We start from the raw sequence: 13,631 nt of genomic DNA on the forward strand, positions 1-13,631 counted from the left end.
CTCAGAACTGTTCCCAGTCGCCCTGCGCCACGGCCAGCGCGGGCGATGCAGCGGCGCTCTTCACACGCGCGCGGGCAGGGGGCGTTGCCTTGGGCGCGGTCCCGAGAGCGGCCTTGGCCTTTGGCGTCGCTGCCGCCTTGGCCACCGCGGCGCCGCCTTGCCGCGCGTCGTCCAGCGTGAACACGCTGACCGCCTCGAGCAGTCCGCCCGCCTGGTCCTGCAGCGAGGCGGCGGCCGCGGCCGCTTCTTCCACCAGCGCCGCGTTCTGCTGCGTCACCTGGTCCATCTGCGAGATGGCCTGGTTGATCTGCTCGATGCCGGCGGTCTGCTCCTGGCTCGCCGCGGTGATCTCGCCCATGATGTCCGTCACGCGGCGCACGCTGCCCACGATGTCGTCCATCGTGCGGCCCGCCTCGCCTACCAGCGCCGTGCCGGCGTCCACCTTGCTCACCGAGTCGCCGATCAGGCCCTTGATTTCCTTGGCCGCCGCCGCCGAGCGCTGCGCCAGCGTGCGCACCTCCGAGGCCACGACCGCGAAGCCGCGCCCCTGTTCGCCCGCGCGCGCGGCTTCCACCGCGGCGTTCAGCGCCAGGATGTTGGTCTGGAAGGCAATGCCGTCGATGACGCCGATGATCTCCACGATCTTGCGCGAGGACGCATCGATCGACGCCATGGTCGACACCACCTTGCCCACCACGTCGCCGCCCTTCACGGCCACCTCGGAGGCGGACACCGCCAGCTGGTTGGCCTGGCGTGCGTTGTCGGCGTTCTGCTTGACCGTGGAGGTCAGCTCTTCCATGGACGCGGCGGTCTGCTCCAGCGAGCTGGCCTGCTCCTCGGTGCGCGAGGACAGGTCCTCGTTGCCTTGCGAGATCTGCGCGCTGGCCGTGGCCACGCCCTCCGCATTGCCGCGCACCAGGCCCACGGTGCGCGCCAGGCTTTCCTGCATGCGCTGCAGGGCGGTGAGCATCTGGCCGGTCTCGTCCGCCGAATGCGCCACGATCGCGTCGCTCAGGTCACCGCGCGCGACGCGGTCGGCCGCCTCCACGGCGTGGGTGAGCGGCCGTGTGATCGAGCGCGTGATCAGCCACGCCGACACCACGCCGATCAGGCCGGCCAGCAGCGCCGCGGCGATCATGAGGCCGATGGCGTTCTGAGCCGACTCGTGGGCCGTGAGCGCGGCCTGTTCCATCTGCTTGCCCAGGAACTCGACCATCTCCCGCAGCGAGGCCAGGTAGGCGGCCTGGGTCTTCAGGCGTTCGCCGAAGAGCAGCTGCGTGGCTTCCTGCGTGCGGCCGGCCATGGCCGGTTCGATCACCGAGTTGGTGAAGGCCCGGTAGTCGACGAGCGTGGCCTTCACCGCGGCCAGCAGGATGCGCCCGCGGTCGGTGTCCACCAGCTGCTCGAGCGCGGTCACCTGCTTGTCGGTGTCGACCCTGGCCTTGTCCAGTGCCGCGCGGTGGGCGGCTTGCTCCGCGCCGGTGGTGAGCAGGAGGTTGCGCGTGAGCCGGGCAACGTCCATGGCCACATAGGACATCTCGCGCGCCGCCTCGATCTTGGGCGAGATGTTCGAGGTGATGCGGGTGGTGGTGGCGTCCAGCGAACGCAACCGGTTGATGCCCACGAAGGCAATGACGGCCAGCAGGAGCAAGAGCAGCCCGAACACCAGACCCAGACGCGCACTGATTTTTAGATTTTTCACGGTAGATGATGAAGTTGACGATGGAAAGCCTTGCCGACGCGTTGAGGGCCTGGGCCGCGGCGGGCGCCCGCCCCAGGTGCAATCCCTGTAAAACGCATTACTTACTTCTATCGGCCGCCGTGAAGGGGGAAATTAGGGCGATCGGTGCACGAGAGACTTCCAAAAAGACGGTGAATGAAGTGAGGCGACCTGCGCCGACGGTGCGGCACGTTGTCCGCTGGCAGGCGGCTGGGGCGTTATGGAGAGGATGTATCTCCCTTCGTCGGTCTTTCCGGAACACTGAAATTGAGCTTGCTGAGCTTTGGCAGACGGTCTTTCGTGGACCTCAACGAGTTGGCTCTTTTCCTGCAGGTGGCCCGCCTCGGCAGCTTTGCCCGGGCCGGCGAGGCGCTCGGCATGCCCGCCAGCACCGTGAGCCGCCAGGTCCAGAACATCGAAGCCCAGTTGGGAGTGCGGCTCATGCAGCGCTCCACGCGGCGCCTGGTGCTGACCGAGGCCGGCAAGCTGCTGGTGGCGCGGTGCGAAGCCCATTTCAGCGCCATCGCCGACGTGACGCAGGAGGTGCTGGACGGCGTGTCGGTGGTCGGCGGCACGCTGCGCATCGCGGCCCCGTCGGACTTCTTCGACTGGTTTCCGCTGCGCTGGATCAAGGAGTTCCGCGCCATGCACCCCGGGGTGCGGCTGGAAATCTTTGCGCAGGACGCGCTGGTCGACGTGATCGGTGACGGCATCGACATCGCATTTCGCGCCGGCAAGCTCGAGGATTCGCGCCTGATCGCGACCGTGCTGGCGAGCACGGCCGTCGTGCTGGCCGCCAGCGACGAGTACCTGTTGGAGCGTGGCGAGCCGCGCAGCCTGGAAGACCTGGCCTCGCACGACTGCCTCACGCTGCGCAGCGCCCCGAACCAGAGCCAGCGCGACTGGCTGCTCACGGGGCCTGGCGGCGAGACCCGCCTGGAGGTGCGCAGCCGCTTCTGTGCGAACGCCATGGGCCTGTTGCGCGACGCCGCCGTCGAAGGGCTCGGCATTGCGCTGTTGCCCGAGGTGGTGATCCGGGGCGACCTGGACGCCGGGCGCTTGCGGCGCGTGCTGCCCGCGTACGGCCAGCCGTCGGTCAGCCTGTCACTGCTCTACCCGAGCCGGCAGCAGATGCAGAAGTCGGTGCTGGCGTTCGTGGCGTTCGCTGTCGCGAGGTTCGCCGACCGGGGCACGCGGCCGTGACGCTGCGGTGACCCGGCGGTGGTGCGGCCGTGACGTGGCCGCGGCGCCGCTCAGGGCGCCGGAAACTCCCGGCCCAGCCATGCATTGAGCGCGGCATTGACCTGGTCGGGCTTCTCCATCGTCAGCATGTGGCCGCATTCGGCCACCCACACCGTTTCGGAGCGCGGCAGCAGGGCCGCCATCTCGCGCGTGCACTCGGGTGCCGCCAGCCGGTCGCTGTCGCCACACATCAGCAGCACCGGCGCGCGCAGCAGGGGCAGGTGCTGGCGCGCGTCGGGCCGGCGCATCACCGCGCGGTTCTGCCGGATGAGCTGCTCGGCGCCCGCGCCGAGCACGATGTCGAGGTAGCGCTCGATCATCACCGGGTCGGCCGCCTGCGTGGGGTGGAAGGCGAAGTAGACGTTTGGCTCGATCACGTCGCGCACTTCGCCGCGTTCGAAGTACGCGATGGCGCCTTCGCGCAGCGTGAACATGTCGGGCGTCTCGGGCCGCGCGCTCGTGCCGAGCAGCGCGAGCCCGGCGATGCGCTCGGGCGCCTGGCGGGCCGCTTCCATGGCGACCATGCCACCCATCGAGGCGCCGCACAGCACCAGCGGGCCGTCGTTGTCGCGCAGCACGGCGGCGGCCATGCCCTCGATGGAGTCGTTGTGCAGCTGGGCGTCGCTCACGCGCGCACTGAAGGCCGGGGGAAGGGCGGGGAGCTGGGCTTGCCAGATGCGCTCGTCGCAGGCGAGGCCGGGCAGCAGGACTAGATTGGGCATGGGATCGATTTTGCGCGAATGTGGTAACCGGCGTAACGGCATGGCAACGGCATAGGCTTCCTGGCCAGCAGCCATGCGCCAATCTCCTCGACATACTCTGCGGCGCTGCGCGACGCACGGTGCGCCGCGTCTTCACGCCCCTCATCACCGAAGGACACCCATGAACCTGGTTGAACGCGTCCAGTCCATCCTGCTCAAGCCCAAGGCCACCTGGCCGGCCATCGACGCGGAGCCGGCCGACGCTGCTTCGCTCTACAAGAACTACGTGATGATCCTCGCGCTCATTCCGGCGGTGGCGAGCTTCATCGGCCTGTCGCTGATCGGCATCGGCGCGTTCGGCGTGAGTTTTCGCGTGCCGATCGTCTCGGGGCTCGCGAACATGGTGGTGGGCTACGTGCTGTCGCTGGTGATGGTGTTCGTGCTCGCTCTCATCATCGACGCGATGGCGCCGACCTTCGAGGGCACCAGGAGCCAGATCGGCGCGCTCAAGCTGTCGGCCTATGCGAGCACCGCGGCCTTCGTCGGCGGCATCTTCAGCTTGGTGCCGGCGCTGTCGGCCATCGGCGCGCTGGCGGCGCTGTACGGGGTGTACCTGCTCTACACCGGCCTGCCGGTGCTCATGAAGTGCCCGCCCGACAAGGCCATTGCGTACACCGCGGTGGTGGTGGTCTGCGCCATCGTCGGCGGCTTCATCATCGCCTGGGTGCTGTCGCTGCTCACGCCTTCGCCGGTGCGCCTGGGCGCCGCCGCGGCGGCCGACGCGGTGGTGGCGCTGCAACAGCTGCTGGCCGCAAAAGCCTGAGCGCCACGCGCACGGTGGAAAATGGGCGGCAATGCCGACGCCCAACCCCAAACCCGACGCCACCACCGATCTGATCCTCATTCGCCACGGCGAAACCGCCTGGAACCGCGAGCTGCGCTTCCAGGGGCATGCCGATGTACCGCTCAACGACATCGGCCATGAACAGGCGCGCCGCCTCGGCCTGCGGCTGGCCGGCGAGACGGTGCAGCACATTCTCAGCAGCGACCTCATGCGCGCGCAGCAGACCGCCGCGCCCGCCGCGCAGCAGCTGTCGCTGCCGGTGGTCACCTCGGTGGGGCTGCGCGAGCAGTTCTTCGGCGTGGCCGAGGGCATGCGTTCCGACGAGATTCAAAGCCTGCATCCGCGCGCCTGGGAACAGTGGCTGGAGTTCCGCGAAGACCACGCCATGCCAGAAGGCGAGACGGCGCGCGAGTTCCACACGCGCATCATCGCGGCGCTGGGCACCATCGCCACGGCGCACAAGGGCCAGCACCTGATCGTGGTCACGCACGGCGGCGTGCTCGACATGGTGTGGCGCACCGCGCAGGGCCTGAGCCTGAGCGGCCCGCGCCGCAGCGACATTCCCAATGCGGGCTTCAACCGCATCCGCATCGCCGACCCGGCGCGGCCGGACGCCATCGAGATCGTCGACTGGGCCGACACGCGCCACCTGGCCGACCTGCCGCCGCAGCCGACCTACGACCAGACGCGGCACCTGAAGAAGGACTGAGGCCTCAGCTGCCTCGGCTGCTTGCGTTGGCTCAGCCGCAGCTGCCCGCCTTCGGCGTGCGCAGCAGCGGCTGGCCCGCGCCCACGCCCGTGGGCTGGCCGCCGTCGAGCGCGAGCTGGCCGTTCACCAGCACCGTCACCACGCCTTCGGACAGCAGCGCCGGCTGCGTGTAGGTGGCCTTGGCCGCGTAGCGCGCCGGGTCGAACACCACCACGTCGGCGTAGTAGCCCGGGCGCAGGTGGCCGCGCTGCTTCAGGCCCAGCGTGTCGGCGGTGAGCGACGAGCTGCTGCGGATGAACTGCGCCATCGAGATCGTGTGCTCCTTCACCACGTACTGGTCGTACTTGCGCGCGAAGGTGCCGTAGGCGCGCGGGTGGCCCTGCGACGAGTCGGAAGAGGTCATGACCCAGGGCCGCTTCATGAAGGCGCGCACGTCGTCGTCGCTCTGGTTGAACGAGGCGATCATCAGGTCGCCGTCGCGCAGCACCGCCAGCGCGGCGTCCACCGGGTCGGCGCTCGACGCCTTGGCCACGTCGGCCAGCGTCTTGCCCACGTAGGTCGTGCTGCCGGCCGAGAACAGGATGGCCTCGGGCCCGCCGCGCAGGCGCAGGTTCTCGCGCATGTCCTTGCGCAGGCGCTCCTGCACGGCCGTGTCGTCGAAGCGCTGCAGCATCGCCGCGCGCCCGCCCTCGTTGGCCCAAGGCGGCACCAGCGCGGCCGAGAAGCGCGTGCTCGATGCGGTCCAGGGGTAGTGGTCGGCCGTGATGTCGAGGCCGCGCGCGCGTTCTTTCTCGATGCGCCGGATGATGTCGCCGCTCTGGCCCTGCACGGCGATGCCCAGCGCCTTGATGTGCGCCACGTGCACCGGCAGCCCGGCTTCATGGCCGATGCGGATCACCTCGTCGATCGAGCCCTTCAGGCCGATGTTGTACATCGACTCGTCGCGGATGTGGCTGTCGTACAGGCCGCCGTGGCGCGCGGCCACCTTCGCGAGTTCGATGACCTCCTCGGTCTTCGAGAAATTCTGCGGCGTGTAGAAGAGCCCGGTCGACAGGCCCAGCGCGCCTTCGCACATGCCCTGGCTCACGCGCCGCTTCATCGCCTCGAGCTGCTCGGCGGACGGCGCGCGGTTGGCCTCGCCCAGCTCGCTCATGCGCACCGGGCCGAAGCCCACGTACATGGCCACGTTGGTGCCCACCGGCGTGGCGCGCAGCTTCTGCGTCTGTGCCGCGATGTCGAAGCCGCCGAAGCCGTCGTTGCCGATCACCGCGGTGGTCACGCCCTGCGTGATGAACGGAATGTTCAGGCGCTTCTTCGGGTCGCTGGCGTGCAGGTCGGCATCGGCATGCGTGTGCGCGTCGATGAAGCCCGGCGCCACCACCATGCCCCTGGCGTCGATGACCCGCCTGGCGCTGAACTGCGCCGGCGCCGCCTTGCCCGCGAACACGATGCGGTCGCCCACGATGCCGACGTCGCCCACCACGGGCGTGTCCGAATCGCCCGTGTAGACGGTGCCGCCGCGCAGCAGCAGGTCGAGCGCAACGGGTGCGTCGCCGGCGGCGTGCAAGGCGGGTGTGAAGGGGGCGAGGGCCGCGAGAACGGCCAGCGAGACGAGGGACTTGTGCATGGGAAGGAAGACCCGTGAAGGCGCCGTGTCGGAAGGGAACGGCCAGTTTAGGAGCCGCTTCCGCACGGTCGTTAATTCCTTTTGCACCATGCCCCATGACCTGAAGGCATGGGCTGCAGAGGCCGATCCCGGCCAGCTTCAGTCGGCATCAGCCGCGTGCCGCAGTGCCTCCGGCGAGCTGCCCGAGGCCGAGCCGCGCATACACGGCAGCCGCCTGCCGGCGCAGGCGCAGCGACTCCGGCTGGCCGTTGAGCTGCTGCTGCAGGATGCCCTGCGCGCCGGTCAGCGATGCCTCGGTGCCGGTGCGCACGAGCGCATCGAGGTAGACCTGCTCGAACAGGTCGCGCTGCGCATGGCTGCCGCCGATCTCGATCATGCGCGGCAGCGCCACGCCCAGCCCTTCCACGGCCGCGGCGAGGTCGCCGCGCGCATGCGCCACCAGCCCGTGAGCCGCCGGCACGCACACGCGCTGCCACGCGGCGCGCGTCGACGCCGGCGCGTGGGGCGCGAAGGCCTCGATGTTGCGCAGCAGCGCGTCGGCCTCGGGCCGCCCGGCGCGCGCGAGGCCGTAGAGGTACTGCAGGTCGAGAAAGGGCAGCACGTGGTCGGCCTGGCGCTGCAGCAGGTACTGCGCCACGTCGTCCCAGCGCCGGCCCACGTCGATGCCCGCGAGCTCCAGCCGCGCGAGCAGCGAGATCGCGCCGATCTGGTCCTGCGAGTAGTCCTTCACCACGCCCCAGGCATGCTCGTCGTACACCGCGAGCGCCTCGGCGTCGCGGCCCAGGTCGATCAGGAACAGCGCCACGTGCCACCAGTTGTGCGTGACCATGAAGGAGTTGAGCCCGGTCCACGTGTCGCTCACGCTTTGCATGAAGGCCAGCCCTTCGGCGAGCCGGCCTTCGGTGAGCATCACGTGCGCCAGCGCGTGGTGCGCCCACGGCTCCTTGCGGCACATGGCGACGGCGCAGCGCGCGCTGGCCTCGGCCTCGCGCATCAGGTGGCACTGCTCGTAGCCGAAGGCCGCCATGCCGTGCACGTAGGGCACGTCGGCCGCGTGCGGCAGCACGGCCAGTGCGAGGCGCAGCATGCCGGGGCAGTCGCCGGTGTTGAAGCAGTGGTACTGGCCGAGCTTGACCGACACCAGGTCGCGCGGATGTGCGCGCGCCTGCTCGGCGTGCAGCGCAATGGCGCGCGCGATGTCGCCGTCGGCCCAGGCCTCGATGGCCGCGATGTAGCGCTGCTCGCGCGGCGTGGCGCGTGCGGCGCCTGCCCGGGCCTTCTCAAGAAACGGCCGCGCGTTGGCCACGGCCTCGCGCGACTCGGCGAACAGGTGCAGCGTGGCGCAATAGGCCTGCACGATGGGGCTCGCATCGGTGGCGGCCACCGCGAGCAGGTTGACCGCGCGCGCCTCGGTCGAGATGAAGCCCATGACGAAATCGTCGACCAGCGGCAAGCTGGCGGGGTCGTCGAGGGTGAGCGGATTGCCGAGGCTGTCGGCGGCGTGTGGGGTGTTGTTCGAAGGGGTTCCGGCGGGCATGGCGCATGGTGCCATGCCCCCGGCGTTGCTTCAACGGCGCCGGTCGCACGCCGATCGGAGGCCGGTCAGACCCCGGCCTGCTGGTGGCGGTACTCCTGCGTCTTGCCGCCGTAGCCGTACGCAGCGCCGCGCGCGTCGATCACGTGGATGTACGACACCTCGTGCAGGTCCGGCCGGATCCTGGCCATGGCCGCATGCACCTCGCGCAGGTAGCGCGCCTTCTCGGCCTTGGTGTTGGTCTCGTCGGTGATGCTGATGTCCAGGTGAAAGGCCGACTTGCCGAGCGAGGCCAGCGTCTGCCCGCCGATGAACCAGGCGTCGGCGGCGATGTACTGCACGGTGATGGCGATCACCGGCAGCTGCTTGCCGAGCACGCTCTGCGTGAGTTCGGCGACCGTGTCGACGGTCTTGCGGGTGAGGGCGGCGTCGGGTTGGCCGGAGAGGTGGACGACGATGTGGGGCATGGCGGACTCCTGGGTGAATGAGTGGTCGATGGGGTGATTGTGGGAACTCGCTGGTCATCGGAAAAGCGGGAAGATATGATGGATTCCATCGGATTAACGGATGGATGTGCCATGCAAGGTTTCGATCTGGAGCAGCTGCGCACGCTGGCCGCGGTTGTCGATGCGGGCAGCCTCACGGCCGCTGCGCCGCGCGTCTTCCTGTCGCAGTCGTCGGTGAGCGAGCAGATCCGCAAGCTGGAAGAGCGCGCCGGCCAGTCTCTGCTCACGCGCAGCAAGGCGGGCGTGTCGCCCACCGAGGCGGGCCTGCGGCTGCTGGGCTATGCCCGGCGCATCCTGGCGATGAGCGACGAGGCGTTTCGCGACCTGCACGGCGAAACGCTGGAGGGCGAGCTGCACCTGGCCGTCACCGACTATTTCCGGCCCGGCGACCTGACGCAGCTGCTGGCGCGGCTGGGCGAGAGCTATCCGCGGGTGCGGCTGCACGTGAGCATCCTGAAGAGCGACGCGATGCGCGCGGCCTATGCGCAGGACGAGTTCGATGTCGGGCTGGCGATGAACATCGCGGGCGTGTCCGCCGCCGAGCCGCGGGCGTCCGCGGTGATCCGCCGCGAGTCGCTGGCCTGGCTCGGCGCGGCCGGCATGAAGGTGGTGCGCGGGGAGCCCGTGCGGCTGCTGGTGTTGCCCGACACATGTTCGCTGCACCAGTTCACCGTGGCCCTGCTGCGGCGCCGGCGCGTGCCGTACGTGCTGGCGCATGTGGCCTCGGGCGTGGCGGGGTTGCAGTCGGCACTGGCCGCGGGGCTGGGCGTGGCCTGCCTCAACGAGTCGGCCATCAGCGACGGCGTGGCGCGGCTGGCCACGCCGCACGGGCTGCCGGCCTTGCCGCGCGTGGCGTTCCAGTTCATGCCGGGGCGCCGGGGGGAAACGGCCTTCGTCACGCGGGCGCGCGAGATGCTGGCCACGCAGCTGGGATGATTTCCGAGGGAAAGAGGCGAAGAAGCGAAGAAGCGAAGAAGGGGCGGGGTGGCGCGGGATTTGCGTCTGCCATGCCATGGACGCGCCACCTCCCACGACCCCGCAGAACCTGCTGCGCCATTCGCACTTCGACGACGCGCAGGCGATCTTCTCGGGCACGCTCTTCGTCGCCATCGCCATGATGCTGTTCGGCCAGGCGGGCCTGCTCACGGGCGGCACGGCGGGCATCGCGTTCCTGCTGCACTACGCCACGGGCATGAGCTTCGGCAAGCTGTTCTTCCTGATCAACCTGCCGTTCTACTGGTTCGCATGGCGCCACATGGGGCGCGCGTTCACCGTCAAGACCTTCTCGGCGATCGCGCTGCTGTCGGTCATGACCGACTGGGCGCCGCGCTACCTGTCGATCGGCCTGCTGCACCCGGCCTTCGCGGCCGTGCTCGGCGGGCTGATGCTGGGCACGGGCTGCCTGTTTCTCGCGCGCCACCGCGCGAGCCTGGGCGGCGCGACGGTGCTGACCCTCTACCTGCAGGAAAAGCGCGGCTGGCCGGCCGGCAAGGTGCAGATCGCCATCGACTGCACGGTGGTGCTGCTCGCGCTGTTCGTGATTCCGCCGCAGCGCGTGGGCTGGTCGGTGATGGCGGCGGTGGTGATGGGGCTCTTTCTCTGGATCAACCACAAGCCGGGGCGGTACGCGGCGACCTGAGTTCGGGGCGTGTGCACAGGGCCCGCCGTGGGCGGGATCGTGCCCTGAACGACGCGTTCTAGGCCGGCACGGGCCAGGGCCTCTGCGGCTCCCGGATCTGCTCGAACGCACGCGCCACGCGCAGCACGCCCAGGTCGTCGAAACGCTGCCCTGCGATCTGCAACCCGATCGGCAGGCCCGACGCCGAGTACCCGCAGTTCACCGAAGCGGCAGGCTGCTCCGACATGTTGAACGGCACCGTGAACCCGATGTGTTCCAGCGCACGCAACGGATCGTTGGTGGGCGAGGGCGCCTCCGCGGCCGCCGGCATGTTCGGCGACACGGGCGAAATCACGTAGTCATAGCGCGCGCATGCCGCCACCGTGGTCACGCGCGTGGTGTGGAACTGGCTGAAGCTGCGAAACACATGCTCGCCGCTGAACTCGGCCGCGCTCTCCGCCCATTCGCGGATGTACGGCAGCACCTTCGCGCGCTGGTCCGCGCGCAGGCCCTTCATGTCCACCAGCGAGCGCATGCGCCAGAGGTGGTCCATGCCGTCGAGCATGGCTTGCGACATGAACGGCTGCATCGGCTCGATGACCGCGCCGGCTTTCTCCAGCCAGCGCGCGGCGTCTTCCACCGCGGCCTGGATCTCGGGCTCGACGGCCAGGCCGCAGCCCGCGTCGAGCAGCAGCCCGATGCGCACGCCGCGCAGGTGGTCGGGCGACACGTCGAAGCCGGCCCAGTCGATGTCCTGCGGCGGCAGGTTCATGCTGTCGCGCGCGTCGGGCTTGGACAGCGCCTGCATCAGCAGCGCCGCATCGCCCACGGTGCGCGTCATCGGCCCGGCCGCGCGGCCCATGTAGGGCGGATCGATCGGAACGCGCCCCAGGCTCGGCTTCAGCGTGAACACGCCGCACCAGCTCGCGGGCAGGCGCAGCGAACCGCCGATGTCGGTGCCCAGGTGCAGCGGGCCGTAGCCTGCCGCCGTTGCGGCGCCGGCACCCGCGCTGGAACCGCCCGGCGTCAGCCGCAGGTCCCAGGGGTTGCGCGCCAGCGTGTGAAAGCTGGAGAGGCCCGACGACAACATGCCGTAGTCGGGCATGGTCGTCTTGCTGACGATGACCGCGCCGGCTTCCCTCAGACGCGCGGCCGGCGGCGCGTCGGCCGTGGCGGGCCGCAGGTCGACCGCGGCGGTGCCGGCGGGCATCGGGTCGCCGCGCGTGGCGATGTTTTCCTTGATCGTCGCCGGCACGCCGTCGAGCGGGCCGAGCGCATCGCCGCGCTGCCAGCGTGCCTGCGATGCGCGCGCCTGGTCGAGCGCGGCTTCGGGGCGGAACAGCCAGGTCGCCTGCAGGTGCGGCTCCCAGCGTTCGATCTGCGCGATGACCGCCTGCGTGACCTCCACCGGCGAGAGCTTGCGGTCGCGGTAGGCGGCGGCAAGCTCCTGCGCGGAAAGGTCGTTCAGCCCCACGACAGGGCCGACAGGTCGTTCACGAAGATCGGGTTTTCCTTCCAGATGCCCTTGACGTTCTTCTTCGCCACGGTCGGGAACTGCGGCTGGTACAGGAAGCCGTTGGCCGCGTCGGTGGCCAGCATCTTCTGCGCGTCGCCCAGCAGCTTGTTGCGCTCGGTGGCGTTGCCGGTGCTCTTGATCTTGTCGAACAGCGTGTCGAAGGCCTTCGACTGGTAGCCCCAGTAGTAGTCCGACTTGGCGTAGTTGCCGAGGTCGAAGGGCTCCACGTGCGACACGATCGACAGGTCGTAGTCCTTGTTGCCGTAGGTGCCGCTGAGCCACTGCGCCCACTCGACGTTCTGCACCTTCACCACGATGCCGATCTTGGCGAGCTGGGCCACGATCACCTCGCCGCCCTGGCGCGCGTACGGCGGCGGGGGCAGGGTCATCTTGAGCTCGAGCGGTGTCTTCACGCCGGCCTCGGCCAGCAGCTTCTTGGCCTTCTCGATGTCGAAGGGGTTGATGCCCGTGGTGTCGACATAGCCCGCCGCGCCCGGCACGTAGTGGCTGCCGATGGGCACGCCGAAGCCGTCGGCCGCGCCTTCGATGATGGCCTTGCGGTCGATGGCCGCGAGGATGGCGCGGCGCACGCGCACGTCGTCCAGCGGCTTCTTCCTGTTGTTGATCGACAGGATGGTCTTGGCGCGCGAACCGGCCAGGATCACCTGGAACTGCGGGTTCATCTTGAACTGCGGCACCACGCGCGTGCCGATGCGCGCGAACACGTCGACGTCGCCCGACAGCATGGCCGCGGCCTGCGCGGCCGTGTCGGAGATGAAGCGGAAGGTGACCTTGTTGATCTTGGCGGTTGCGGGGCTGCGAAAGCCCTCCCACTTGCTCAGCGTGAGCGAGGAGCCCTTGGCCCATGCGTCGAGCTTGTAGGGGCCGGTGCCGACCGGCTTGTTGGCGTTGGTGTCGGCGCTCTTGGGCTCGACGATCACGGCCGTGGCCTGGCCCAGCACGAAGGGCAGGTCGGGGTCGATCTCCTTGTTGATGACGACCACCGTGTAGTCGTCCACCGCCTGGGTGCTGAGGTTGGCGAAGGTGCGCTTGTCCTTGTTGGTGCTCTTCTCGCCGCCGGCGCGGTCGAACGAGAACTTGACGGTGGCCGCGTTGAAGGGCTCGCCGTTCTGGAACTTCACGCCGCGCCTGAGCTTGAAGGTGTAGGTCTTCAGGTCGGGCGAGACTTCCCAGCTCTCGGCCAGCAGCGGCGTGACGCTGCCGTCGGCATTGATCTTGGTGAGCGTTTCCAGGATGTTGTACTGCACCACCTCGGCGATGGCGGCGGCGGCGCCCGAGGTCGGGTCCAGGCCCGGCGGTTCGAGCGCCATGCCGATCACGATGGCGTCCTTCCTGCCCTGCGCCATGCCGGCGAGCGGGGTGGCCAGCGCAACGGTGGCGCCAGCGGTGGTGAGAAGGGTGCGGCGGTTCAACATACGTGTGATCTCCGGAAAAACGGGCCTGGGTCGAATGACTGCTTCGGCGCGCGCCATGCCCCGAAGGGAGGCGCAACGCCACGAAAGACTCGACACGCAGCACGAAAGATGCCACGTGCGCAGCCGGTCATTCTCTCGCAGCGCACCCGCCGCCGTGCGGCCCGCGGGGCGGTTTTTC

12 protein-coding genes are annotated in these 13,631 nt (G+C 69.5%); 5 read left to right on the forward strand and 7 right to left on the reverse strand.

The annotated features are described in order from the left end of the window. Window position 1: 1 nt before the first annotated feature. Window positions 2–1,702 (reverse strand): methyl-accepting chemotaxis protein, encoded by a 1,701-nt coding sequence (locus BM013_RS31470; RefSeq protein ID WP_093132465.1) that lies wholly within the window; start codon window positions 1,700–1,702, stop codon window positions 2–4. Between the two features lie 318 nt (window positions 1,703–2,020). Between BM013_RS31470 and BM013_RS31475 the strand changes: the two genes are divergently transcribed. Then, on the forward strand, window positions 2,021–2,923 hold the full coding sequence (locus BM013_RS31475; RefSeq protein ID WP_143072588.1) for a LysR family transcriptional regulator: 903 nt from the start codon (window positions 2,021–2,023) through the stop codon (window positions 2,921–2,923). 50 nt (window positions 2,924–2,973) lie between these two features. Here BM013_RS31475 and BM013_RS31480 read toward each other — a convergent pair whose 3' ends face one another. Further along, window positions 2,974–3,684, reverse strand: coding sequence for an alpha/beta fold hydrolase (locus BM013_RS31480; RefSeq protein WP_093132469.1), 711 nt, complete (start codon window positions 3,682–3,684; stop codon window positions 2,974–2,976). Between the two features lie 160 nt (window positions 3,685–3,844). Between BM013_RS31480 and BM013_RS31485 the strand changes: the two genes are divergently transcribed. Together BM013_RS31485 and BM013_RS31490 are read left to right on the forward strand one after the other, a co-directional pair. Next, a complete protein-coding gene (locus tag BM013_RS31485) occupies window positions 3,845–4,486 on the forward strand; it encodes a Yip1 family protein (protein WP_093132471.1) in 642 nt (213 codons plus the stop codon). Window positions 4,487–4,517: 31 nt separating this feature from the next. Then, complete coding sequence (locus tag BM013_RS31490; protein WP_093132473.1) at window positions 4,518–5,216, forward strand: histidine phosphatase family protein; 699 nt, start codon at window positions 4,518–4,520, stop codon at window positions 5,214–5,216. A gap of 31 nt (window positions 5,217–5,247) precedes the next feature. Here the strand turns inward: BM013_RS31490 and BM013_RS31495 are convergent, their stop codons facing one another. The 3 genes from BM013_RS31495 to BM013_RS31505 all read right to left on the reverse strand — a co-directional run bounded on the left by BM013_RS31495 (window position 5,248) and on the right by BM013_RS31505 (window position 8,844). Continuing rightward, entirely contained in the window at window positions 5,248–6,843 is a 1,596-nt protein-coding gene (locus BM013_RS31495; protein ID WP_093132475.1) for an N-acyl-D-amino-acid deacylase family protein, read from the reverse strand. Window positions 6,844–6,991: 148 nt separating this feature from the next. After that, window positions 6,992–8,380: a tetratricopeptide repeat protein gene (locus BM013_RS31500; RefSeq protein ID WP_093132477.1), complete on the reverse strand. Its 1,389-nt coding sequence runs from the start codon at window positions 8,378–8,380 to the stop codon at window positions 6,992–6,994. Window positions 8,381–8,445: 65 nt separating this feature from the next. Then, the gene (locus tag BM013_RS31505; protein WP_093132479.1) at window positions 8,446–8,844 is read right to left on the reverse strand and encodes a tautomerase family protein; all 399 of its coding nucleotides are present in this window, start codon (window positions 8,842–8,844) and stop codon (window positions 8,446–8,448) included. 111 nt (window positions 8,845–8,955) lie between these two features. On the opposite strand from BM013_RS31505, the gene BM013_RS31510 reads away from it, so the two are divergent. Next, window positions 8,956–9,819 (forward strand): LysR substrate-binding domain-containing protein, encoded by an 864-nt coding sequence (locus BM013_RS31510; RefSeq protein WP_093132481.1) that lies wholly within the window; start codon window positions 8,956–8,958, stop codon window positions 9,817–9,819. A gap of 76 nt (window positions 9,820–9,895) precedes the next feature. Further along, window positions 9,896–10,522 (forward strand): YitT family protein, encoded by a 627-nt coding sequence (locus tag BM013_RS31515; protein ID WP_093132483.1) that lies wholly within the window; start codon window positions 9,896–9,898, stop codon window positions 10,520–10,522. Window positions 10,523–10,580: 58 nt separating this feature from the next. Here BM013_RS31515 and BM013_RS31520 read toward each other — a convergent pair whose 3' ends face one another. After that, on the reverse strand, window positions 10,581–11,975 hold the full coding sequence (locus tag BM013_RS31520; protein WP_093132485.1) for an amidase: 1,395 nt from the start codon (window positions 11,973–11,975) through the stop codon (window positions 10,581–10,583). Next, complete coding sequence (locus tag BM013_RS31525; protein ID WP_093132487.1) at window positions 11,966–13,453, reverse strand: ABC transporter substrate-binding protein; 1,488 nt, start codon at window positions 13,451–13,453, stop codon at window positions 11,966–11,968. Before BM013_RS31525 ends, BM013_RS31520 begins: the two co-directional genes overlap by 10 nt. Window positions 13,454–13,631 lie beyond the last annotated feature (178 nt).

The organism is Variovorax sp. OK605, assembly GCF_900115445.1.
Classification (GTDB): domain Bacteria; phylum Pseudomonadota; class Gammaproteobacteria; order Burkholderiales; family Burkholderiaceae_C; genus Variovorax.

Bases quoted from the DNA above. Each gene is read 5' to 3' on its own strand.
- BM013_RS31480 (WP_093132469.1), bottom strand. From the start codon at position 3,684: ATGCCCAATCTAGTCCTGCTGCCCGGCCTCGCCTGCGACGAGCGCATC.
- BM013_RS31485 (WP_093132471.1), top strand. From the start codon at position 3,845: ATGAACCTGGTTGAACGCGTCCAGTCCATCCTGCTCAAGCCCAAGGCC.
- BM013_RS31490 (WP_093132473.1), top strand. From the start codon at position 4,518: ATGCCGACGCCCAACCCCAAACCCGACGCCACCACCGATCTGATCCTC.
- BM013_RS31495 (WP_093132475.1), bottom strand. From the start codon at position 6,843: ATGCACAAGTCCCTCGTCTCGCTGGCCGTTCTCGCGGCCCTCGCCCCC.
- BM013_RS31500 (WP_093132477.1), bottom strand. From the start codon at position 8,380: ATGCCCGCCGGAACCCCTTCGAACAACACCCCACACGCCGCCGACAGC.
- BM013_RS31505 (WP_093132479.1), bottom strand. From the start codon at position 8,844: ATGCCCCACATCGTCGTCCACCTCTCCGGCCAACCCGACGCCGCCCTC.
- BM013_RS31510 (WP_093132481.1), top strand. From the start codon at position 8,956: ATGCAAGGTTTCGATCTGGAGCAGCTGCGCACGCTGGCCGCGGTTGTC.
- BM013_RS31515 (WP_093132483.1), top strand. From the start codon at position 9,896: ATGGACGCGCCACCTCCCACGACCCCGCAGAACCTGCTGCGCCATTCG.
- BM013_RS31525 (WP_093132487.1), bottom strand. From the start codon at position 13,453: ATGTTGAACCGCCGCACCCTTCTCACCACCGCTGGCGCCACCGTTGCG.